General features: G+C 73.9%; 19 protein-coding genes. 7 read left to right on the top strand and 12 right to left on the bottom strand.

Annotated elements, in window-relative coordinates:
• The first annotated feature begins 237 nt into the window (after window positions 1-237).
• A complete protein-coding gene (locus OG802_RS19350; protein WP_329412162.1) occupies window positions 238-1,041 on the top strand; it encodes an SLATT domain-containing protein in 804 nt (267 codons plus the stop codon).
• A 43-nt stretch (window positions 1,042-1,084) separates the two neighbouring features.
• On the opposite strand, the gene OG802_RS19345 is transcribed toward OG802_RS19350, so the two are convergent.
• On the bottom strand, window positions 1,085-3,013 hold the full coding sequence (locus OG802_RS19345) for a serine/threonine-protein kinase (RefSeq protein WP_329412160.1): 1,929 nt from the start codon (window positions 3,011-3,013) through the stop codon (window positions 1,085-1,087).
• Between the two features lie 303 nt (window positions 3,014-3,316).
• Here OG802_RS19345 and OG802_RS19340 point away from each other — a divergent pair, with 303 nt between their 5' ends.
• From OG802_RS19340 to OG802_RS19325, 4 genes are all read left to right on the top strand, one after another.
• Window positions 3,317-4,672, top strand: a complete 1,356-nt coding sequence (locus tag OG802_RS19340; RefSeq protein ID WP_329412158.1) for an aspartate aminotransferase family protein — start codon at window positions 3,317-3,319, stop codon at window positions 4,670-4,672.
• A gap of 230 nt (window positions 4,673-4,902) precedes the next feature.
• Window positions 4,903-5,604, top strand: a complete 702-nt coding sequence (locus tag OG802_RS19335) for a GntR family transcriptional regulator (protein WP_329412156.1) — start codon at window positions 4,903-4,905, stop codon at window positions 5,602-5,604.
• Window positions 5,605-5,690: 86 nt separating this feature from the next.
• Window positions 5,691-8,123, top strand: coding sequence for a dolichyl-phosphate beta-glucosyltransferase (locus OG802_RS19330; protein WP_329412155.1), 2,433 nt, complete (start codon window positions 5,691-5,693; stop codon window positions 8,121-8,123).
• Between the two features lie 88 nt (window positions 8,124-8,211).
• Window positions 8,212-8,862, top strand: a complete 651-nt coding sequence (locus OG802_RS19325; protein WP_329412153.1) for a hypothetical protein — start codon at window positions 8,212-8,214, stop codon at window positions 8,860-8,862.
• 3 nt (window positions 8,863-8,865) lie between these two features.
• Here OG802_RS19325 and OG802_RS19320 read toward each other — a convergent pair whose 3' ends face one another.
• Window positions 8,866-9,159, bottom strand: coding sequence for a hypothetical protein (locus tag OG802_RS19320; RefSeq protein ID WP_329412152.1), 294 nt, complete (start codon window positions 9,157-9,159; stop codon window positions 8,866-8,868).
• A gap of 321 nt (window positions 9,160-9,480) precedes the next feature.
• Window positions 9,481-10,764: an adenylosuccinate synthase gene (locus tag OG802_RS19315; RefSeq protein WP_329412151.1), complete on the bottom strand. Its 1,284-nt coding sequence runs from the start codon at window positions 10,762-10,764 to the stop codon at window positions 9,481-9,483.
• 206 nt (window positions 10,765-10,970) lie between these two features.
• Here OG802_RS19315 and OG802_RS19310 point away from each other — a divergent pair, with 206 nt between their 5' ends.
• Window positions 10,971-11,930: a diacylglycerol kinase gene (locus tag OG802_RS19310; protein ID WP_329412149.1), complete on the top strand. Its 960-nt coding sequence runs from the start codon at window positions 10,971-10,973 to the stop codon at window positions 11,928-11,930.
• Between the two features lie 214 nt (window positions 11,931-12,144).
• Here the strand turns inward: OG802_RS19310 and OG802_RS19305 are convergent, their stop codons facing one another.
• Window positions 12,145-12,411 (bottom strand): hypothetical protein, encoded by a 267-nt coding sequence (locus OG802_RS19305; protein WP_329412147.1) that lies wholly within the window; start codon window positions 12,409-12,411, stop codon window positions 12,145-12,147.
• Window positions 12,412-12,470: 59 nt separating this feature from the next.
• Between OG802_RS19305 and OG802_RS19300 the strand changes: the two genes are divergently transcribed.
• Entirely contained in the window at window positions 12,471-12,743 is a 273-nt protein-coding gene (locus OG802_RS19300) for a hypothetical protein (protein ID WP_329412146.1), read from the top strand.
• Between the two features lie 96 nt (window positions 12,744-12,839).
• On the opposite strand, the gene OG802_RS19295 is transcribed toward OG802_RS19300, so the two are convergent.
• From OG802_RS19295 to OG802_RS19260, 8 genes are all read right to left on the bottom strand, one after another.
• Window positions 12,840-14,057: a cytochrome P450 gene (locus tag OG802_RS19295; RefSeq protein WP_329412144.1), complete on the bottom strand. Its 1,218-nt coding sequence runs from the start codon at window positions 14,055-14,057 to the stop codon at window positions 12,840-12,842.
• 190 nt (window positions 14,058-14,247) lie between these two features.
• The gene (locus OG802_RS19290; protein WP_329412142.1) at window positions 14,248-14,913 is read right to left on the bottom strand and encodes a response regulator transcription factor; all 666 of its coding nucleotides are present in this window, start codon (window positions 14,911-14,913) and stop codon (window positions 14,248-14,250) included.
• Window positions 14,910-16,277, bottom strand: coding sequence for a sensor histidine kinase (locus OG802_RS19285; protein WP_329412140.1), 1,368 nt, complete (start codon window positions 16,275-16,277; stop codon window positions 14,910-14,912). Before OG802_RS19285 ends, OG802_RS19290 begins: the two co-directional genes overlap by 4 nt.
• Window positions 16,278-16,390: 113 nt before the next feature.
• Window positions 16,391-17,068 carry a response regulator transcription factor gene (locus OG802_RS19280; protein ID WP_329412139.1) on the bottom strand — a complete coding sequence of 226 codons (678 nt, stop codon included), beginning with the start codon at window positions 17,066-17,068 and terminating at the stop codon, window positions 16,391-16,393.
• A gap of 11 nt (window positions 17,069-17,079) precedes the next feature.
• Window positions 17,080-18,585: a sensor histidine kinase gene (locus OG802_RS19275; RefSeq protein WP_443055279.1), complete on the bottom strand. Its 1,506-nt coding sequence runs from the start codon at window positions 18,583-18,585 to the stop codon at window positions 17,080-17,082.
• 10 nt (window positions 18,586-18,595) lie between these two features.
• Window positions 18,596-19,903, bottom strand: coding sequence for an acyltransferase family protein (locus tag OG802_RS19270; RefSeq protein WP_329412138.1), 1,308 nt, complete (start codon window positions 19,901-19,903; stop codon window positions 18,596-18,598).
• Window positions 19,896-21,050 carry an alpha/beta hydrolase gene (locus OG802_RS19265; protein WP_329412137.1) on the bottom strand — a complete coding sequence of 385 codons (1,155 nt, stop codon included), beginning with the start codon at window positions 21,048-21,050 and terminating at the stop codon, window positions 19,896-19,898. The genes OG802_RS19270 and OG802_RS19265 overlap by 8 nt, the downstream gene beginning before the upstream one ends.
• 385 nt (window positions 21,051-21,435) lie before the next feature.
• Window positions 21,436-22,338 carry an alpha/beta hydrolase gene (locus OG802_RS19260; RefSeq protein WP_329412136.1) on the bottom strand — a complete coding sequence of 301 codons (903 nt, stop codon included), beginning with the start codon at window positions 22,336-22,338 and terminating at the stop codon, window positions 21,436-21,438.
• Between the last annotated feature and the right edge of the window lie 224 nt (window positions 22,339-22,562).

Genomic DNA, 22,562 nt, shown 5'->3' with positions numbered 1-22,562 from the left:
CGCTCGGCACGAGCCTACGTGGTCTGTGCGGGTGTCGCCCCAGCACTCTTTCGAGTGAGTTACGTGGGCGGTCTATACCTGATCAACGCCTACTTCCAGGCGTAAAAGCGATGAAACCTTCCTCTCGGCCACCCATTGGGAGGTAGGAAAGGTCCGGCGCGGCGGCATCGGCGTCGCGGGTGTCACCCCACGTGACCGGCCGGGGCCGGCGGGCGCCCTCGGAAAGGGGCCGGCGCCATGGGGATCGGTCGGGATCCACCGCTAGGGATCAGTAGGGAGTGCCGGGTGGTTCAGCAGCCGGAGATGCAGCCCGAGGGTCCGCCCCAGGACGGGCGGGGTGAGGGCGCGGCCGGGCTGCGGCCGGGCGACCTGACCGGGCGGGCGCTGCCGCTCGGGGACTGGGGCGAGCCCGCGGAGCGGCTGGACGAGCTGTACCGGTGGGTGGAGCGGGGCGCGCTGGAGACCGCCGCCTGGTACCTCGGCGACCGGGTGTGGAAGAGGCGGGCCGCCCGGGTGCTGCGCGCCGGGGCGGCGGCCGGGGCGGTGTGCGGCGCCGCGCTGCCGCTGCTGGACCTCACCCGGGTGCTGGGCGAGGTGGCCCCGTGGGGCTATCTGTCGCTGCTGCTGGCGGTGTCCTGCGTGGCGGTGGACCGGTTCTTCGGGGTGACGTCCGGCTGGATGCGGGACGTGGCCACCGCGCAGGCCGTGCACCGCAGGCTCCAGGTGCTTCAGTTCGACTGGGCGTCGGAGAGCGTCCGGGAGGTGCTGGGCCCGGCCGAGGGCACCGCGAGCGAGGCCGCCGAGCGGTGTCTGGGGGTGCTGCGGCGGTTCTCGGACGACGTCACGGACCTGGTGCGCACGGAGACGGCCGACTGGATGGTGGAGTTCCGGGCCGGTCCGACTCCCATGGGCATCCAGGCGGCGATCGCGTCGGCCGGCCGGGCGGACGTGGGCGGCGGCGGCCCCGGCCGCTTCCCCTCCCCGCCTGGGGTGAACGCCCGTCCCAACATGCCCCGCCAGCGGCCGCCGGAGCCCCGCTGAGCGGCGTCGGCGGGGCCGGGGCGCGGTCCGGCCCCGGTACCGCTCAGCCCTTGCCGTAGGTGAGTTTCTCGCCCGTGCCGGTGTTGACGCGTTCGAGTCTGCCGTCGGCCAGGAGGGTGACCTCGGAGGCGGCGCCGGGGCTGCACGCGGACAGCGGGCGGCCGGCGACGACCTTGGACGGGCCGATCCGCAGCGGGCCGTCGGCGCCGGGCGACCGGGTGAGGGTGGCGCTGAACTCGCAGTGGTACGACTCCCCGTCGGCGACGAGGGCGAGCACCGCGTCCCCGACCTCGCCCTGCGTGATGGTCAGCCGGCGGGTGTTGGTGCCGGTCTCGTTCTCGATCGCGGTCGTCCAGGCGCCGAGGAACGCCGCCGGCACCGCACCGGCCGAGGCGGACGGGGACGGGGAGGCGGAGGACTCCCCGGACGCGGACGGCGACGGCGTGCCCGAGGCCGGCGTGGAGGGCAGGGCCGAGGTGGAGGCGCCGGCCGTCGTATGCCCTCCGCCGTCGCCGTCGCCGTTCATGAGCGCGTACACCGAGCCGCCCGCCGCGACGGCGACCACCAGGCCGACCAGAGCGAGCAGCGCGGTGGTGCGGCCGCCGCGCCGCGGCGGCTCCTGCGCCTCGGGACCGGCCTGGCCGTAGGGGTCGTACGGCGGCGCGGTCGCACCCGGACCGCCCGCGGCGTAGGGGTTGTACGGGGCCGGGATGCCTGGGGCGGCGGACCAGCCGTCCGCCGGCCCGGACGCGGGCCCGTGCCCGCCGGGGGCCTGCTGCGGGTGCCGCTGATCGTGGCCGTACGCCGGGTGCGCGAAGGCGTCCGAGCCGGGCGGGGGCGTCTGCGACGGGATGCCGCCGGGGCCCGCGACGAGCGTGCGGCGGGGATCCGGCCCGTACCCGTCGCCGCGCGGCCCGGAGTGCTGCTCGACGGCCGCCGCGCCCGCGGGCGGGTGTCCGGGCCGGACGGCCGGGAGACCGGCGGCCGGGCCGTCGCCGCCGGCCGGGGTCGCCGGGTTCGCGGCGCTGCCGAAGCCGCCGGGGTGCTCGGGATCCTCCGCCTCCAGGAGCCGCACGGCGTGCCGGCCGAGCTGGGCCACCAGCGCGCCGGGCAGCCACGGGTCGCGCGAGCGGCCGTCGGAGACGGTGTCGTCGACGCCGGTGAGCTCCAGGACGCGGGCGAGGGAGGGGCGGGCGGCCGGGTCCTTGCGCAGACAGGCGCGGACCAGGTCGGCGATGCCCTCGGGGACGCCCGTGAGGTCGGGGTCGTCCTCGGCGATGCGGAACATCAGCGCGTGCGCCCCGTCGTCGCGCGCGCCGAAGGGCAGCACACCGGTGGCGGCGTAGGCGATGACCGAGCCGAGGCAGAAGACGTCGCTGGCCGGGGTGACCGCTTCGCCGCGCACCTGCTCGGGGGCCATGAAACCGGGCGAGCCGATGACCGCGCCGGTCTGCGTCAGCCCGCCGTCGCCGCCGGTCACGCTCTCCAGCGCCCGCGCGACGCCGAAGTCGATGACCCGGGGCCCCTCGATGGTGACCATCACGTTGGACGGCTTCAGGTCGCGGTGGACGATGCCGGCCGCGTGGATGTTGGTGAGGGCGTGGGCGAGGCCGGCGGCGAGGATGCGCACCGACCGCTCGGGCAGCGGGCCGTGGTCGTGGCTCACGACCTGCTGGAGGCTCGGCCCGGCCACGTAGCCGGTGGCCACCCAGGGCACGGCGGCCTCGGTGTCCGCGTCGAGGACGGGGGCCGTCCAGAAGCCGCCCACCCGCTGCGCGTTGCGGACCTCCTGGCGGAAACGCGCCCGGAACTCCTCACGGGTGGCCAGTTCGCGCCGGACGAGCTTCACGGCGACCGTGCGCCCCCGGTCCGAGCGGGCGAGGTACACCCGTCCCATCCCGCCCGCCCCCAGCCGCGCGAGCAGCCGGTAGCCGCCGATGCGCTGCGGGTCCCCGGGGCCCAGCTTCTCCATCGCAGCGCCGCCTTTCCGCCACATGTGTGATCGAGACATGTGTGTGGAGGCGAGAATAATCCGGCCGTTCGGGGGATAGGGCGGCGCGGTGTCTACGGTTCCGTAACGGGCGGCGTCAGCCCGCCCGGCACCGTGGACAGGCGTTCCAGGACGTGGACGGCCTCGGCGGGCTCCGCCCCGGTGGGCGCGAGCGGCTGCCGGGGTCCGCCGCCCTCACGCCCGACAACCTGTCGCGTTATCGGGCCGTCCACGGAACAGGACGCCGATACCGCTTCCGCATCGCGGACATTTACGCTCACGGGCATGACCCCTCAGACCGATCCCCGGGCCGGCGCCGCCGTGAAGGCCGCGGACCGCGCGCACGTCTTCCACTCCTGGTCCGCCCAGGAGCTCATCGACCCGCTCGCCGTGGCCGGCGCCGAGGGGTCGTACTTCTGGGACTACGACGGCAAGCGCTACCTCGACCTCACCAGCGGGCTCGTCTACACCAACATCGGCTACCAGCACCCGAAGGTCGTCGCCGCGATCCAGGAACAGGCCGCACGCCTGACCACGTTCGCGCCCGCCTTCGCGATCGAGGCCCGCTCGGAGGCGGCCCGGCTGATCGCCGAACGCACCCCCGGCGACCTCGACAAGATCTTCTTCACCAACGGCGGGGCGGACGCCGTCGAGCACGCCGTGCGCATGGCGCGGCTGCACACCGGCCGCCACAAGGTGCTGTCCGCCTACCGCTCCTACCACGGCGGCACCCAGCAGGCCGTGAACCTCACCGGCGACCCGCGCCGCTGGGCCTCCGACACCGCCACCGCCGGGGTCGTGCACTTCTGGGCGCCGTTCCTGTACCGCTCCCGCTTCTACGCCGAGACGGAGGAGCAGGAGACCGCGCGGGCGCTGGAGCACCTGGAGACGACCATCGCCTTCGAAGGGCCGGGGACGATCGCCGCGATCATCCTGGAGACCGTGCCGGGAACGGCCGGCATCATGCTGCCGCCGCCCGGCTACCTGACCGGCGTGCGCGAGATCTGCGACCGGCACGGGATCGTCTTCGTCCTGGACGAGGTCATGGCCGGATTCGGCCGCACCGGCGAATGGTTCGCGGCCGACCTGTACGGCGTGACGCCCGACCTGATGACCTTCGCCAAGGGCGTGAACAGCGGATACGTGCCGCTGGGCGGCGTCGCCATCTCCGGCGCGATCGCCGAGACCTTCGCCAGGCGGCCCTACCCGGGCGGTCTGACCTACTCCGGGCACCCGCTGGCCTGCGCGGCCGCCGTGGCGACGATCGAGGTCATGGCGCAGGAGGGCGTCGTCGAGAACGCGAAGCGCCTGGGCGCCTCCCTGGTCGGTCCCGGACTCGCGGAGCTGGCCGCGCGGCACCCCAGCGTCGGCGAGGTGCGCGGCGTCGGCATGTTCTGGGCGGTCGAGCTGGTGAAGAACCGCGAGACGCGCGAGCCGCTGGTGCCGTACAACGCGTCCGGCGAGGCCAACGCGCCCATGGCCGCCTTCGCCGCCGCCGCCAAGAAGGCCGGGGTGTGGCCGTTCGTGAACATGAACCGCACCCACTTCGTGCCGCCGCTCAACGTCTCCGAGTCCGAGGTCAAGGAGGGCCTCGCGGCCCTGGACACGGCCCTCTCGGCGGCCGACGAGTTCACCGGGTAGCCGCCGGCCGCACCGGGCGGGGGGCGTGCGCGGGCCGCTGCGGGGTCCGCGCACCGGCCCCCGCGGGGCCCGCGCAGGGACCCTGACGCTGTTGGTCGGGACCCTTCCGAGGCCCTCCCAGGCAGGCCCGTGCGCATCGGGCCCGATTTCGTCGAACGCGTAAGGTGGCGTGCTCGTACATAACGACGAGCACGCCATTTTCCGCACCCGACGAGGGAGACGCCTCGACCATGCCCGGCAGCACCGGCAACGGCGCCGTGACGCGCAGCACCCTGCGCCAGCAGATCGCCGACGCGCTCCGCGACGAGGTGCTGGGGGGCCGGCTGCAACCGGGACAGGCGTTCACCGTGAAGGAGATCGCCGAGCAGTACGGCGTCTCCGCGACCCCCGTGCGCGAGGCCCTCGTCGACCTGTCCGCGCAGGGCCTGCTGGAGGCCGACCAGCACCGCGGCTTCCGCGTCCCCCGGTACTCCGTCGAGGACTACCGGGGCATGCTCGAGGCCCGGAGCCTGATCATCGAGGGCATGTTCGTCGCCGTCGACGAGGGCCGCCAGGGCCACCAGAACTTCGAGGAGCCGCGGACGGCGGCCGCGATAGCCGGGGTGCGCCGGCGCGGCGAGGAGGCCCAACGGGCCGCCGCCGCGGGCGACCTCACCGTCCTCATCGGCTACGACCTGCGGTTCTGGCGCGAGTTGAGCGCCCTGTTCGGCAACCCCTACCTCTCCGACTTCCTGCACCGGCTGCGGGTGCAGTCCTGGGTGTGCACGGTGCAGCATCTGCGCCGGCTGTCCGACCTGCGCGGCTGCCTGTGGTCCGGCCACACCGAACTGGTCGACGCCCTGTACGCCCGCGACACCGGCGCCGCCCGCGCGATGCTCGCCGCCTACAACGACGAGTCCCTCGGCCTCATCGAGCGGCTGGCGGCGCGGTGAGCCGGGCGGACGCCCCCGGCGCCCGCCCCGCGCCCCGCACCGCGACTCCCCCAGGCCCGCGCCCCGCCGGACCCGCGGCAGACGCCGTGGACCTCTCCGTCGTCATCCCCGCCTACAACGAGGAGCGCCGGCTCGGCCCCACCCTCGACGCGGTCGGCCGCCACCTCGACGCGAGGGGCGGCCGCCGGGCGAGCTGGGAGATCGTGGTCGCCGACGACGGCTCCACCGACGCCACCCGCGAACTCGTCACCGTCCGCCGCGACCCCCGCGTACGGCTCGTCACCGGACCGGGCGCCGGCAACCGGGGCAAGGGACACGCCCTGCGCCAGGGCGTCGCCGCCAGCCGGGGCCGCCGCGTCCTGGTCATGGACGCCGATCTCGCCACCCCCGTCGAGGAGTTGGAACGCCTGGAGAAGGCCCTCGACGACGGACACGCGGCGGCGATCGGATCACGGGCCGTGCCCGGCGCCACCCTCGGCGAACGGCAGCACCGCGCCCGCGAACTCCTCGGCGCCGCGGGCAGCCTCCTCATCCGCCGGACGACCCTGCACGGCATACGCGACACCCAGTGCGGCTTCAAGCTGTTCGACGGCGACAAGGCCCGCGCCGCGTTCGCCGCGTCCCGCCTCAACGGCTACGCCATCGACGTGGAGGTGCTGCGCCACTTCCGGCGCGCGGAGTGGCCGGTCGCCGAGGTGCCCGTGCACTGGTCGCACCGGCCCGGCTCGAAGATCCGCCCGGCGGACTACCCGCGGGTGCTGCGCGACCTGGTCCGGCTGCGGATCCCGGCGCCCCGGCCGGCGGACGTCGTCGCGGCCGTCCTCTTCCTGGCGATGGCGGCCGTCCTCTACTCCGGCCGCGTCCTGGACCCGGCCCACCGCTATCTCACCGACTCCCTCCAGGACCAGAACCAGTGGGAGTGGTTCTTCGCGGTGACCGCCGACAACGTCGCCCGTCTGCGCAACCCCCTGTCCACCGACCTCCAGGGCTTCCCCGGCGGCGTGAACCTGATGGCCAACACGACGATGCCGGGCCTGTCCGTGCCGCTCACGCCGCTCACCCTGCTGCTCGGCCCGGCCGTCACCCTCAGCCTGGTGATGACGCTCGGCCTGGCCGCCACCGCGCTCGCCTGGTACCGGCTCATCGCGCGACGCCTCGTGCACCGGCGGACGGCCGCCTTCACCGGAGCCGCCCTGGCCGCGTTCGCGCCGCCGATGGTCAGCCACGCCAACGCCCACCCCAACTTCGTCGTGCTGTTCATGATCCCGCCGATCATCGAGCGGGCCCTGCGGCTCACCACCGGCGAGCGGACCGCACGCGACGGGACCGTCCTCGGCCTGATGACGGCCTACCAGCTCCTCCTCGGCGAGGAACCCCTGCTGCTCACGGCCCTCGGGCTGCTGGTGTTCGCCGTCGCCCACGGCGTCACCCGCCCCGCCGGAGCCCGCGCCGCCGCACGCCCCCTGCTGACCGGCCTGGCGATCGCCGCCGCCGTCTGCCTGCCGCTGGTCGTCTACCCGCTGGCCTGGCAGTTCTCCGGCCCCCAGAGCTACAGCGGCATCGACCACGGCAGCGCGACCGGCGTCGGCAACTCCGTGCGCGCACTGCTCTCCTTCGCCGAACGCTCCCTGGTCGCCGGGGACGCCCGGCGCGCCGCCGCCCTCTCCCTCAACCCGACCGAGCAGAACGCCTTCTACGGCTGGCCACTGGTCCTGCTCGCGTTGGCCGTCACGGTGGCGCTGTGGCGTCGGCCGGCCGTGCGGGCGCTGGCCTGCACGGCGGCGGCCGCGGCCGTGCTGTCCCTCGGCCCGCGCGTCACCCTCCCCCTCACCGACGTCACCGTGCCCGGCCCCTGGGCCGCGCTCGACGGCCTGCCCCTCTTCGAGTCGGTGATCGAGAGCCGGGTCGCGCTGGTCTGCGCCCCGGCGCTGGGCATGCTGCTCGCCCTGGCCGTCGACCGGCTGGCGCGGGTCCGCCGCCTGGGCACGCAGTACGCCGGGCTGCTCGCCGTCGGCCTCGCCCTGCTGCCCCTGATCCCGGCCCCGCTGAAGTCCGCGCCGCGCGCCCCGACGCCCGCCTTCTTCACCGACGGCGCCTGGACGGCGTACGTGCGGGACGGCGAGACGCTGGTCCCGGTGCCGCTCGCCGAACCCGAGGCCGCCGAGGCCCTGCACTGGCAGACGGCGGCCGGCCTCGGCTTCCGGATGCCCGGCGGCTACTTCAACGGCCCCTACGGCGACGGCGACCGCACCGGCGTCTACGGCGTCCCGCTGCGCTTCACCGCGAGCCTGCTGCGGGACGTGCGGGACACCGGCGTGGTGCCGGTGATCGACGCCCGTGCCCGCGCCGCGGCCCGCGAGGACCTCGCGTACTGGCGGGCGGGCGCGCTGGTGCTCGCACCGCAGCGGCACGAGGCCGGGCTGCGTGAGACGGTGGACAAGCTGGTGGGCCGTCCGGGGAGGAGGGTGGCCGGAGTGTGGGTATGGGACCTGCACCAGGGGTCGCCGGACGGGAGCTGACGTGGGCCTTACCGACTACCCTTCCCTGACCGGCATTGCCGCGTCGTCCGTGCACGTCCGTGCAACGCGCTGAGTGAGGAGCCCCCCTTTGGCCTGTGACCTGTGGCTGGTGCCGCTCGTCGACGTGTTGTGCCACACCCCCGACAACCCCTTCGCCGACGAACTCGCCCAGTACAACAAGGTGCTGGCCGAGGCGGGTCTCCCGCCGGTGCCGGTGTACCAGTACATGCCCGGCCTGACCGGCGAGGTCGCCCCGGTGGCCGGCTTCGACTACGACGCCCTGCACTTCCTGCGCCGCGCCTACCTGCTCCAGGTGTGCGGACTGCCGGTGACGCCGGTCGACGACCTGGGCGGCGACTACGAGCAGCTCCTGGAGATGTTCGAGGCGACGGCCAAGCAGTCGCACCTGGTCTGGCACTACGACCACGCGGGCGCGTACGTGCCCGTCGACTTCCTGCAACCGCTGTCCAACGACGAACTCCTCGCGGGCGGCGGACCGCTGGGCTCCGCCCAGTCGCTGCTGCGGGAACTGGAGTACGTGGCGCCGTCCCTCGGCATCGATCCGGCCAATCCTCCGGCCGCGCCCCAACCGCCCGCCGGTCCCACGGAGTTGGAGGAGCCCGCCGTCCCGGCGCCGTACGATCCCAGCCCCTTCGCCCGTGAGCGGCACGTCTGGCTCGGCCTGCACGCGGCCGCCACGCGCAGCCTCGCCCAGGGGTCGATGATCGTGTTCAGCTGACGGTCAGCGGCCGAGCTGCGAAAGGCCCTGCTGCACGTCGTCCACGGTCATCACCGGCGTGTAGGTGATCTCGGCTCCGACGCCCTGGAACCACGGCTCGCTGAGCACGGGCATCTGCCAGCTCTCCTGCATGTCGAACACGAGGTAGGCGGTGCGCCGGCCGTGATCGGTGGTGAAGTAGGCCGCCTCGGGCTTCATCTGCTCCATCGACTCCTGGATCAGCTTCGTCAGGGTGCCGTTGTGGATGGCCTCGTTGGCCTTGTCCGTGTCCATGGAAGCCTTGAGCAAGACGCGCATCGCACTCACCTTCTCCGGACCGACGCACGCGGTCACGTACCTTCAGATTAAGCCCGTTTCGCCGCTTATGTCCGCCGGGGAAGCGTGCGGGACCGTGAAGGGATCGAGGCGCCGCGAGCGGCGGGAACGGGCAGCGGGCGGCCGCCGGCCGGAGCAGACGACGGGCCGGCGGGCCGGCGGGAACGGGCGACGGGCGTCCGCCGGCGGGAACAGACGGCGGGCCTGCGGGCCGGCGGGAACAAGCGACGGGCCTGCGGGAACAGGCGACGGGCCGGTCATGGACGTCCATGACCGGCCCGTGCCGACGCGCCTTCGCCGGGACTACAGGAACGAGTTGACCTCGATCGTCTCGTCCCGGCCCGGACCCACGCCGATCGCGGAGATCGGGGCGCCGGACATCTCCTCCAGCGCCTTCACGTACGCCTGGGCGTTCTTCGGCAGGTCGGAGAAGGACTTCGCCTTGGTGATGTCCTCGGACCAGCCGGGCAGGGTCTCGTAGATCGGCTTCGCGTGGTGGAAGTCGCTCTGCGAGTACGGGAGTTCCTCGACCCGCTTGCCGTCGATCTCGTACGCCACGCAGACCGGGATCTCCTCCCAGCCGGTGAGGACGTCCAGCTTGGTCAGGAAGAAGTCCGTCAGACCGTTGACGCGGGTCGCGTAGCGGGCGATGACCGCGTCGAACCAGCCGCAGCGGCGGTCACGGCCGGTGGTGACGCCCCGCTCGCCGCCGATGCGGCGCAGCGCCTCGCCGTCCTCGTCGAACAGCTCGGTCGGGAACGGGCCCGAACCGACGCGGGTCGTGTACGCCTTCAGGATGCCGATGACCCGGCTGATCTTCGTCGGACCGACGCCCGAACCCGTGCAGGCGCCGCCCGCGGTCGGGTTGGACGAGGTGACGAAGGGGTACGTGCCGTGGTCGATGTCGAGGAGCGTGCCCTGACCGCCCTCGAAGAGGACGACCTTGTCCTGCTCCAGCGCCTGGTTGAGGACCAGGACCGTGTCGGTGACGTACGGAGCGAGCTTCTCCGCGTAACCGAGCAGTTCCTCGACGGCCTGGTCGACGGCGATCGCGCGGCGGTTGTACAGCTTCGTCAGGAGCTGGTTCTTGCCGTCGAGGGCCGCCTCGACCTTCTGGGTCAGGATCGACTCGTCGTAGAGGTCCTGGACCCGGATGCCGACCCGGTTGATCTTGTCGGCATAAGTCGGACCGATCCCGCGCCCGGTGGTGCCGATCTTGCGCTTTCCGAGGAAGCGTTCGGTCACCTTGTCGACAGTCACGTTGTAGGGCGTGATGATGTGCGCGTTGCCGCTGATCAGCAGCTTCGACGTGTCGACGCCGCGCTCGTTCAGACCGCTCAGCTCGGAGAGCAGGACCGACGGGTCGACGACGACACCGTTACCGATGACCGGCGTGCAGCCGGGGGACAGGATTCCGGAAGGGAGCAGGTGGAGTGCGTACTTCTGGTCGCCCACGACGACCGTGTGGCCGGCGTTGTTGCCGCCCTGGTAACGCACTACGTAGTCCACCGAGCCACCGAGAAGGTCAGTGGCCTTTCCCTTGCCTTCGTCACCCCACTGAGCACCGAGCAGCACAAGTGCGGGCACGCGCGTACACCCCTTCCGGGTGGGGCATGTCCAAGGCCAGGGGTGAACGCGATGGATCGTTCCACCGCCCACACCGCACGCACCGCGACCGAGGTCGGCCGCCGCTCGTCGGACCCGGATGCCCCGGAATAGACGAAGCCCCTGGCGCAATAGCGCAAGGGGCTCTTGCACAAAGATGCTACCCGAGGAAGCGAGGCAGGACCGAGGTGGCGACTTCTCCGACGTCCGGACAGCTGCTGGTGATCATCGATCCGGTCGCCCGGCGTACGGACGGGGAGTCCGTACGGATCGCGAAAGACGTGCTCAGCGCGGGTGCGAGCACCAAGGTGTGCCTGCCGGACAGCCCGGAGGAATTCGCCCGCGCGCTGACCCGGCGGGGCTCTCGGCGGCCGGTGGTCATCGGGGACGACCGGGCGCTGACCCGGGCGGTGACCCTGCTGCACCGGCAGCGGGCGCTCACCGCGTGCGTGCTGTCGGTGGTGCCGGTGGGCGGCTCGCTGAGCGTCGCGCACGCCCTGGGGGTGCCCACGGGGGCCGTGGCGGCCGCCCGGGCCGTCCTGGACGGCGCCGAGCGGCGCCTGGACCTGCTGGTGGACGACAGCGACGGGGTGGTGCTGGGATCGCTGCGGATCCCCGCACCGCCAACGGCCGGGGACACCCTGCCCACGGATGCGTCGGATCCGTACGATCCCTCCGATCCCTCCGATCCGTCGGACCCGTCGGGGCCGCCCTGGCTGCGGTCGCTGGTCCGCACGCTCGTCCCGGCACGCCCCTACCGCTCCGTGCGTCACGCGCACCCCTCGCGGCACTCCTCGCGCCACTCGCTGCCGTCCTGGCCCTCCCGGCCGGTCACCGCCCCGCCCCCGCCCGGCCCCGCCCGGCTGCGGATCGAGGTGGACGGGGCGACGCTGATCGACCTGGACCAGCCGGTGGAGACCGTGTCGGTGACGCCGGGCGCCCCGGCGACCGCGGGGACCGTGAAGGTCGTGGTGCGGCCGTCGTCGGTGGGCGCGGAGGCGGCGCCGCTCCAGGCGTACGGCCGCACCGTGACCGTCTCGGGGGCCGACTTCCACTACCGTGCGGACGCCGCGGCAGCCGGGCCGGTACGGCGGCGAACGTGGACCGTACGGGAAGGCGCCCTGGGCCTGATGCTGCCGGTCCGGTGAGCGCCGCTGGTGCGGGGCGCTGCTCCTTGGGCTGGTGCGTGGCGCTGGTGCCCGGCGCTGGTCTTGGCGCCGGTGCGCGGTGCTGCTGCTTGAGGCTGGTGCGTGGCGCTGGTGCTTGGAGCTGGTGCACGGTGCTGGTCTTGGCCCTGGTGAGTGGCGCTGCTGCTTCGGGCTGGCGCGTGGCGCTGGTGCTTGGGCTGGTGCGTGCTGCTGCTTAGGGCTGGTGGTGGGTGCGGCGCTCGGGGCGGTGGGTGCGGCGCTCGGAGCGGTGGGTGCGGCGCTCGTGGGGGTGCCAGCGCTCGTGGTGGGTGCGGCGCTCGGCGCGGTGGGTGCGGCGCTCGGAGCGGCGGGTGCGGCGCTCGGCGCGGCGGGTGCGGCGCTCGGAGCGGCGGGTGCGGCGCTCGGAGCGGTGGGTGCGGCGCTCGTGGGGGTGCCAGCGCTCGTGGTGGGTGCGGCGCTTGTGGCGGTGGGTTCGCGTCATGGCGGCCGCGGTCCCGGCCGTCGGCGAACCGGGGCGGAGCCTGGGGCGTCTGTGCGTGCATGGCGCGAAGAGCGGTGGGGTGCGGTGGGTGCGCGGTCTCGGCGGCGGGCGCGCTGACGGCCGTCTCCCTGTGGCTCTCCTCGGACCGCACGCGGATCCACCTGGGCGACGGCTTCGAGCAGCAGGGCATGGATCTCGGCGTGCTGTTCACCGAGCTTCCGCCGGTGTTCCTCGCGGGAGCCGCCCTGCCGCTCCTCGCCCACGCGGCGATCGCCGGGCTGCTCCACGACCGGCGAGACCGGCGGGAGCGGCGAGACCGGCGGGACAAGTGAGACCGGCGGGAGCGGCGAGACCGGCGGGACGAGCGAGACCGTTGGGACGAGCGGGACCGGCGGGGCCGGCGTCGTGGGTCAGTGTCGCCCGGCCGGTCAGACGGTGACGGGTAGGCCCTCCAGACCCCGGATCACGAAGTTCGGCTTGCGCCGCGGCTCCGCCGCCAGAGCCAGCGTCGGGGCCCGCTCCAGCAGGGCCGTCATGGAGGCCGCCAGCTCGATGCGGGCCAGGGGCGCGCCGATGCAGTAGTGGATGCCCGCGCTGAAGGAGATGTGCGGGTTGTCGGCGCGGGCGAGGTCGAGCCGCTCGGGCTCGGCGAAGACCGCGGGATCATGGTTCGCCGAACCGAAGAGCATCGCGACCTCGGCCCCCCGCGGCACGACCGTCCCGTCGATCTCGATGTCGTCCAGCACCCACCGCTCGAACAGCTGGAGCGGGGTGTCGAACCGCATCAGCTCCTCCACCGCGGAGGGGACGAGCGAGTGGTCCGCCCGCAGCGCCGCCAGCTGCTCCGGGTGCCGCAGCAGCGTCCACCAGCCGTTCACCGTGGCGTTGACGGTCGCCTCGTGACCGGCGTTCAGCAGCAGCACGGCCGTCGAGATCAGCTCCTGCTCGGTCAGCCGGTCGCCCTCGTCGTGCGCGGCGATCAGACCCGACATCAGGTCCTCCCCCGGCTCCTTGCGCCGGGCGGCGATCAGCTCCCGCAGGTAGTCGGAGAACTCGACGGAGGCCCGCACGGCCCTCTCCGCCGTCTCCTGCGGCGGGTTCAGCTCGTACATCCCGCAGATGTCCGCCGACCAGGGCCTCAGCGGCGCCCGGTCCGACTCCGGAATTCCGAGCATCTCCGCGATCACCGCGACGGGCAGCGGCTCGGCGACGTCGAGCAGCAGATCACCGCCGCCCTGCCGCACCAGCCCGTCCACCAGCTCCGCGGCCAGCCGCCGCACATACGGCTTCAGCCCCTCCACGGTGCGCGGGGTGAACGCCTTCGACACCAGCCGGCGGATCCGGGTGTGGTCCGGCGGTTCCAGGTCGAGCATGCCGTGGTCGTTCAGCGTGTGGAACGGTTCCTGCTCGGTCGGCGGCGCCGTGCGCCCGAAGTCCTCGTGTGTGAACCGGTGCTGATACGTCCGCCCCAGCCGACGGTCCCGCAACAGCGCCGAGACGTCCGCGTGCCGGGGCACCAGCCACTGGTTCGTCGGCTCGAAGTAGATCACCCGCCCCCGCTCCCGCAGCTCGGCATAGGCGGGATACGGGTCCGCCACGAACGCCGGGTCCCAGGGATCGAAGGAGAGGTCGTCGACTGCTGCCATCCCCGGACGCTAACCCCTGAACGCCCCGCTGACCAGGGGGTCCTGGAGAAGCGGAACGGGATCGGTTCCGGGTGCGGCACCTGGGGCGGCACCGGGTGCGATCCGGGAACCTTGCCGGCGTGGGGTGATCTTGTCGGCGTGGAGCGACCTTGCCGACGTGGGGCGACCTTGCCGGCGTGGGGTGACCTTGTCAGCCCGGGGTGACCAGTCTCGCCTCGTAGGCGAACACCGCCGCCTGGGTGCGGTCGCGCAGGCCCAGTTTCACCAGGATCCTGCTCACGTGGGTCTTGATGGTCGACTCCGCCACCACCAGCCGCCCGGCTATCTCCGCGTTGGACAGCCCCTGGGCGATCAGGACCAGAACCTCCGTCTCCCGTTCGGTGAGGTCTCCGTAGGCCGCCTGGGCCGTCGCGGACAGCCTCGGGGTGTCGGAGAGCTTCGAGAACTCCGTGATCAGCCGCCTGGTGACGGACGGGGCCAGCAGGGCTTCCCCCGACGCCACCACCCGCACCCCGTCGGCCAGCTGGCGGGCCGAGGCGTCCTTCAGCAGGAAGCCCGAGGCCCCCGCGCGCAGCGCCTGGTAGACGTACTCGTCCAGGTCGAAGGTGGTCAGCACCAGGACCTTCGCCGAGCCGTCCGCCGCCACGATCTCCCGTGTCGCCTCGATGCCGTTCAGCTCCGGCATGCGGATGTCCATCAGGACCACGTCGGGGGCCAGCTCCCGCACCCGTTCCACCGCCTCGCGGCCGTTGACCGCCTCGCCCACCACCTCGATGTCCGGCATCGCGTTCAGCAGCACCGAGAAGCCCTCGCGCACCATCATCTGGTCGTCGGCGACCAGCACTCGGATCGTCATGTTCCACTCTCGTTCTGGGCGGGCACCGGCAGGAACACCGTCACCTCGTAGCCGCCGGCCGGCGTCGGCTCAGCCGTCATCTCACCGTTCAGCATCGTGACCCGCTCCCGCATCCCCGTGACGCCGTGGCCGGCTCCCGGCGAGGGCTTGATCAGCGTCGGGTTCGGCGGGGCCCCGTTCACTATGCGCAGCCCCAGGCCGCCCAGCACATAGCCGATCTCCACGCGGGCGCTCGCGCCGGGCGCATGGCGCAGGGTGTTGCTCAGCGCCTCCTGGACGATCCGGTACGCCGACAGCTCCACGCCCTGAGGCAGCTCGCGCACCGCTCCGGTGACCGTCTTCTCCACCCGCAGACCCGTCTCCCGCACGTTGGCGAGGAGTCCGTCCAGTTCGGCGAGCGTGGGCTGCGGGGCGTCGGGGACCTCGTAGTCCTCGGCGCGCACCACGCCCAGGACCCGGCGCAGCTCCGTCAGGGCCGCCACCGCGTTCTCCCGGATCGTGACGAACGCCTTCTCCAGCTCCGGCGGCGGGTTGTCCACCCGGTAGGGAGCGGCCTCCGCCTGGATCGCGACCACCGACATGTGGTGCGCGACGACGTCGTGCAGCTCGCGCGCGATCGTGGTCCGCTCCTCCAGCAGGGTGCGCCGCGAACGCTCGTGCGCGGTCACCGTCTGCTGGGCGGTGACCTCCTCACGGGCCTGCCGGCGGATGTGCCACACCGTGACGGCGAGGAGCAGGATCGCGGAGAACACCAGCATGGGAGCGATGTTCGTGTAGTAGTGGTCCCAGCTGAAGACGGTCTCGGCGACGAAGCCGTAGGCCGCCGTCAGCAGCCACATCCACGCCGCCGTGCGCGGACGGGTGCGTATCGCCACCACGGTCAGGACGATCAGGTGGGCGGTGAAGCTGCTCGGCAGCCAGGGCCACGAGCTGTACGACGTGCCGATCACCGCGGTGATCGTGGTCGCGGCGAGCGACAGCCAGAACGCCCCCACGGGTCGCACCAGAGTGACCAGCACCGGGATCAGCGCGAGCAGGCCGGTCGCCAGTCCCACGACGTTGCCCTGGCCGCCCCAGCCGATCAGCATGGCCAGAGCGCCGGCCGCCCCGACCGTCGCGTGCCGGGACCAGGCCGCGTACTCCCGCTTGCGGCCCTTCAGCCTGCGCAGGAACCGGCCCACCGGCTCCTTGCGGGGCAGCGGGCGGTAGGCGAAGGCGTCGTCGAACAGGTCCTGCCGCAGGCCGCGCAGGGCTTCCGCGGCCGCCCGGAACTCGGGGCTGCGCGGCCGGATGGGCTCGTAAGAGTCACCCGGGCCGTCCGGGCCGTCCGGGTGCAGGGAGTGCGTCTGCGTAGTCTCGGTCACGTTCAAAACGGTATGCGCTGCCGGGCGGCGCGGTCGTCACCAGTGAGAGGGGTTCTGACGGATCCCTCTCAAGTACTACGGGTCCCGCCAGGGGCCGCCGGCCTCGCCGCCGCTCAGTACCCGGACGGTCTGACCAGGCCCGACTCGTAGGCGAACACCGCGGCCTGGGTGCGGTCGCGCAGGCCCAGTTTCACCAGGATGCGGCCCACGTGCGTCTTCACGGTCTGCTCGGCGACGACGAGGTGGTGCGCGATCTCCGCGTTGGACAGGCCCTGCGCGATGAGGGCGAGCACCTCCGTCTCGCGCTCGGTGAGAGCGCCGATCCGCTCCTTGAGCGGCGCCTTGGGCTTGCCGTCGAGGCGGGAGAACTCGGCGATCAGCTTGCGGGTGATGCCCGGCGCCAGCAGCGCGTCCCCGGCGGCCACCACCCGGACCGCCTCGGCCAGCTGGTCCGCGGAGGCGTCCTTGAGCAGGAAGCCGGACGCGCCGGCCCGCAGCGCCTCGTACACGTACTCGTCGAGGTCGAAGGTGGTCAGCACGAGCACCTTGATGTGGGGGTGGTCGAGGGTGATGCGCTGCGTGGCGTCGATGCCCCCGAGGTCGGGCATCCGGATGTCCATCAGGACCACGTCGGGGGTCAGCTCGGCGACCTTCGCCACGGCGTCGAAGCCGTCCACCGCCTCCCCGATCACCTCGATGCCCGGGTGCGCGTTCAACAGCACGGTGAAGCCCTGCCGGACCATCTTCTGGTCGTCGGCGATCAGTACGCGGATGGTGCCGCCGGTCGTCATCGTTCTCCTTCTCACGTCGAGGGCCGCGGCCGGTGCTCCCCGCCGCCCGGGTCGTCATGGGCTGGGTATGGGCCGCCGGGCAGGGCGGGCGGGCCGTGCGGGTCGCCGGTCGTCAGGGGCAGGGCGGGCAGACCGTGCGGGTCGTCCTCCGGGAAGATCAGTTCGAGCCCTTCCGGGGTGGTGCCGGGGTCGTCGGCGTCGTCGGGGTCGGAGTCGGGGTCGGGGGTCACTCCGTCCCTCGGCAGGAACGCCGACACCGTGAAACCGCCGTGCAGGGTGGGGTGCGCGGTGACATGGCCGCCCAGCATGGCCGCCCGCTCGCGCATGCCGAGCAGACCGTGCCCCGCTCCGGGGGACGGCCGTACGGGGTGACTCGGGCGGGAGTTGGCGATCTCCAGGTACAGACCCCGGTCGTGATGGCCGAGCGTCACCCGCACCCGCGACCCGGGCGCGTGCCGCAGCGCGTTGCTCAACGCCTCCTGGACGATCCGGTACGCCGACAACTGCACGCCCGGCGGGTACGCCGGCGCCTCGCCCCTGACGACGGCGGACACGTCGAGGCCGGCCGCGCGGGTGTTCTCCAGCAGGGCGTCCAGCCGGTCGAGCGTGGGCTGGGGGGTGTCCGGGGCGGCTCCCGAGCCGGGCGCGCCCAGACCGTAGGGATCCTCCGGGTTCTCCGAGCGCAGCACCCCGAGCACGCGGCGCAGTTCGCCCAGGGCCTCCAGGGCGTTCTGTCGGATGCCGGCGAGGTTCTCCTTCAGCTCCTCGGACGGATTCTCCACCAGGTGGGGCGCCACCTGGGCCTGGATGGAGATCACCGACATGTGGTGGGCGACCACGTCGTGCAGCTCGCGCGCGATCCGGTTGCGTTCCTCCAGGACGGTGCGGCGGGCTCTCTCCTCGGCGGTGATCGTCTCCTGCTCGACGAGCTGCGTCCGGGCCTCGCCGAGTCCGCGCAAGGCGGTGCCGAGGAGGACGACCGCCCCGAACACCGCGACCGCCGTGAAGCCGGAGGGGGTGTACATCGCTCCGCCGATGACGTCCTCCACCAGCCACGTCATCAGCGCGGTGGCCCCCAGCAGCGAGAACGACGCCCGGGGACGGACCCGCAGCGCCAGCAACAGCAGCACGAGGGCCTGCGCCAGGATCTCCGCGCCGGCCCACGGCCAGGGCGGCCCCGGCAGCGGGTGACCCACCAGGACCGGCCGGGCGGTCAGTGCCGCGACGACGACCCCGGCCAGGGACAGCGCCCACGCCGGCACCGGCCGCCACAGGGCCAGGACCACGGCCGCGCCCTGCGTGAAGCCGACCAGCACCGCCAGTTCCGTGCCGAGGGCGTAGCGGCCCAGCTGCTCCTTGGTGGCCAGCGCGATGCCGAGGCCCGTCCAGCACACCACCACGTAGACCGGCAGCCGCAGCCAGCGCAGCCTACGCAGCCGGTGCAGCCGGTGCAGCCGGGAACCCGCCAGGACAGGGGCGGCGCGCTCGGGCGACCTGCTGCTCTCCTCGGCGTTCACGGGCTCAACCCTAGGCATTGCGCGCCTCGTTCACTCCCGCCGGATCGGGACGCCCGCGGTGCACACGGACCACCCGCGACCCACGGCGCGCCCCCTGGCGGGGCCCCCGGCGCGCCCCCCGACGCGGCCCCAGCTCGAAGGAGTGGAAGGCCGCCCGGCACACCCCCAGCGCGGCGAAGAACACCGGCAGCCACACCAGCCGCCAGGCCACCCATCCCAGTCCGTCGGGAAGGGTGTGCAGGCCGGGCAGGCGGCCCGCGAAGAGAGCGGTCGCGGTGGTCGCCATCATGGCCGTCTGGTGCCACAGGAAGACCGTCATCGCGGAGAGGTTGAGGACGGCCACGGCCGCCCAGAGCACCGGACGCGCCATCGCCCGGCGCAGACGCCCGCGCAGCAGCAGGGCCAGCCCGCACTGGGCGAGGCCGAAGGCGACGGCCGCCAGCGTCGGCGGGTCGAGGTTGGACACCGCCGCGCCCGGCACGCCCACCATCGACGCCGGGTAGCCGGCCCACCCGACGAGCACCGCCGCCACCGCCGCCCCGCCGAGGAACAGCGCCCATCCCGCGCGGGCGCGCTCCAGCTCGCCCCGGGTCCAGGCGGCGCCCAGGGTGTAAGGCACCAGCCAGCCGGCCGCCAGGTTCACCCAGCTCAGCCAGGACGGGCCGCCCAGCCCGAAGCGCACGAGGTCCACATGGAGGACGACGGTCAGCGGCCACAGCGGGCTGAGCCGGACCAGCCACGGGGTCGCGGCCGTCAGCACGGCGAACACCAGCAGAAACCAGAGGGGGGACAACGCCAGTTTGACCACCGTGTGCACGGTGACGAAGGACGCGCCGCCCAGCAGCAGTCCGGCCGCCGTCACCGCCCACACCGCCAGCAGCGCCGACACCGGGACGAACAGGCGGTACAGCCTGGCGGCCAGCCACGCGCCGTAGGGCACGCCCCGCGCCCGCGCCGAGGCGAGGCTCCTGGTCGCCGAGTGGCCGCCCACCATGAAGAACACCGCCAGCGTCTGGAACATCCACGACACCGGCGCCAGCCAGGGCATGGATCCCAGCGGGCTCGCGGCACGCAGGGCGCCGCCGTCGGCCACGAGCGCCGTCACCAGCCAGTGGCCGAGCACCACACCGGCGATCGCCAGGGCGCGCAGCGCGTCCACGGCCCGGTCCCGCCTGGGCGGCGTGGCCGCGTCGACCCGGGCCGCCGCGAGCCGCAGCCGGCGCACCACGGCCGGCCCGCCCTGCTTGCCCCGCGGACCCCGCAGGTCCCGCCCCTCCTGGCTGCGGAGGTCCTGTCGGCACCCGCGTGTCTCACGCATCCGTGACCTCCGAGGTCTCGCCGAGGACGATCCGCGCGATGTTGGCCAGCGCGACCGAGCCGGGCCGGAAGTAGTCGCTGTGGCCGCCGGAGCCCGCCGCGAAGACGCGCGCGCCGAACGCGGGGGTCATCGGGTCGGTGCCGAAGCCGACCGTCGTGCCGAACAGGTCGGCGCTGACGTGCGGGACGTCCGCCACCCAGTCGTCGGCGCCGCGGGCCGCCCAGACCCGCGCGCGGGTGCGCAGTTCCGCCGCCGAGCCCACTCCGGTGCCCGGGCTGCCCAGCAGGACGATGTCGCTCGCGTCCGCACCGGCGGCGGCCCGGGCGCACACGACCGTGCCGTAGGAGTGGCACAGCAGGCTGACACGCACGCCCGCCGCCGTCACCGTGCGCAGCTCGCGCAGGAAGTCCCGCAGGCCGGGAGCCGCTTCCTCGGCGCGGGCCGGGGTGACGGCCGTCGCGCTGATCGTGCCGGGCGTGGAGTAGCCGAGCCAGGCCACCACCGCCGTACGCGCGCCGTCGCCGGGCCGCCGGTCGAGCCGCTGCCGCAGCGCGGCCGCTCCCGCGTGGAAGCGTTCGTAGGTGTCCAGCGAGGTGTCGGAACCCGGGACGAGGACGGCGACGCGTTCGGCGTGCGCCAGGTCGCCGAGCACCTCGGTCACCCGGCCGGAACCGCGGCCGTCGAAGGAGAGCAGGCGGCGGGAGGGGGAGGCGAGGGAGCGGTCGGCGGACGCCCGGTGGCGGTCCCCGTGCGCGGCGGCCATCCGCGATGCCAGAGCCGCGTCGGCCCGGTTCGCGGCGTACGCCCGCTCCAGCGTCGCCGCCGTCACCGGGGGGAGGACGGCGGGCGCGGGGGCCGGGATGCGCGGCCGGGCCGCGGCCGCCGTGAGGGGGACGACCACGGCGGCGATGACGACGAGGGCGAGCAGGGCCCGCAGCCGACGTGGTCCCCGCGGTCCGTGCGACGCGTGCGGGTCCTGCGCCCGTTGCGACGCCCGCGGCCCGGCCTCCCGCCCTTCCGTCCGGTCGTCCGCCCGGTCGTCCGCCCGGTCGTGGCCGCTGCGTCCGCCCCCACGCCCGTCACGGTTCCGCCGGTCCGCCCGTTCGTGCCCGCCGGGCCGCCGCCCGCGCATGCGAAGCTGCGCCATTCCGCCCCTCCCCCGCCAGTCCGCCCGGCCATCGGGCCTGTCTGGCATGGAAGTTACGGATCAAAGCCTGTCGTCCGCGTCCCGCCCGGGAACTGTCCTGCGAAGTAGCTCTCAGGTACTACGGGTACGACATCTACGGGTTGAGGAGCACATCCGGAGCGGGACGCGCCCCGTCCGGAATCAGCCCGGAGTGGGCGCGGAAACCGCCCGGCATCCGTCCTGAGTCGACCCGGTCTCGGCCTGGTCCGGCCCGGAATTGCCCCCGGGGCGGCCCGGTTTCGGCCTGCTCCGGCCCGGTCTCGGCCTGGTCCAGCCCGCTATCCGTCCTGCGTCGGCTCGGATTCGGCCCGCGGCCGGCACCGCATCCGTGCGTGGACCGGCCGTCTCACCAGGCCAGTTGGGCGATCTCCTCCGCCACCACCGCGCACGCGTCCGCCGACGGGTCGATCAGCGGGAAGTGGCCGACGTCGGCCAGCAGGGTCACGCCCACGACCTCGCCCGCCTTGGCCGCCGCGTCCGCGTACGCCTCCGCGACCGCCTCCGGGACGACGAGGTCGTCGCGGCCCTGGACCAGGGTGGTGGCGATGCCGGTCGGCAGCAGCAGCGCGGGGTCGGCGTACGGCCGGCGCTCCCCGAACCGCTCGTCCCCGCCGAGGAGTTGGCGGGCCGCGCCGCCGCAGACGTCCAGTTTCCCCGCGATCTCGAAGTCGGCGATCGGGGCGAGCGCCACCACGCCCCGCAGCGGGACGGGGCGGGCGGTGCGCCAGGGGGCGTCGGCGGGCAGGACGTGCCGGGCCGCCGCCCACAGGGCGAGGTGGCCGCCCGCCGAGTGGCCGGTGAGGACCGTGCGGCGGGCGTCCGCCTGCGGCACGGCCTCGCGGACGAGGTCCGGCAGGGCGTCGAGGGCGGCGGCGACGTCGTCGAAGGTGTCGGGCCAGCGGCCCGCGACCGGGGATGTCCCCTCCGGGGCCGGTGCGGGGGCCGGAGCCGTGTCGGCGGCGCCGCGCCGGTACTCCACGCTGGCCACCGCGAACCCGCGCCGGGCCAGGAAGTCGGCGAACGGCGTGACGTGCCGCCGGTCGTAGGGCGCCCGCCAGGCCCCGCCGTGCAGCACGACGACGAGCGGGACGGAACCGCCCGGACCCGCCTGGATCCGGGGGACGTAGAAGTCGATCACCTGGTCGGGGTGGTCGCCGTACGTCAGGGTGACGTCGGGGTCGACGGGCGGGTGCGCGAACGCCGACTCCTCCTCGGCGACGGCCCGGGCTGCGACAACGTCGTCCGGCATGCTCCAACCTCTCAGCGGCGATGGGGGTACCTCCCAGGCTTGCGGCTCTGGGGGAGGATTCGGCCAACCTTTGGCGGACCAGGGGGGATTCGGCCGATGGCCGGGACGGTATCAGGCCCGTGACGTGCGCGGACACGGGGATGTCACGCACGGTGAGAGGTAAACGGTTCTGCTGTCGCGGCGCCCCGGCCGGGCAGCCCGCCACGGGGTCGCGCTCTCCTGGA

Source organism: Streptomyces sp. NBC_00704 (genome assembly GCF_036226605.1).
GTDB lineage: Bacteria > Actinomycetota > Actinomycetes > Streptomycetales > Streptomycetaceae > Streptomyces.
The sequence above is the reverse complement of the archived record's forward strand: the minus strand, read 5'-3'. Positions and strand labels throughout refer to the sequence as shown.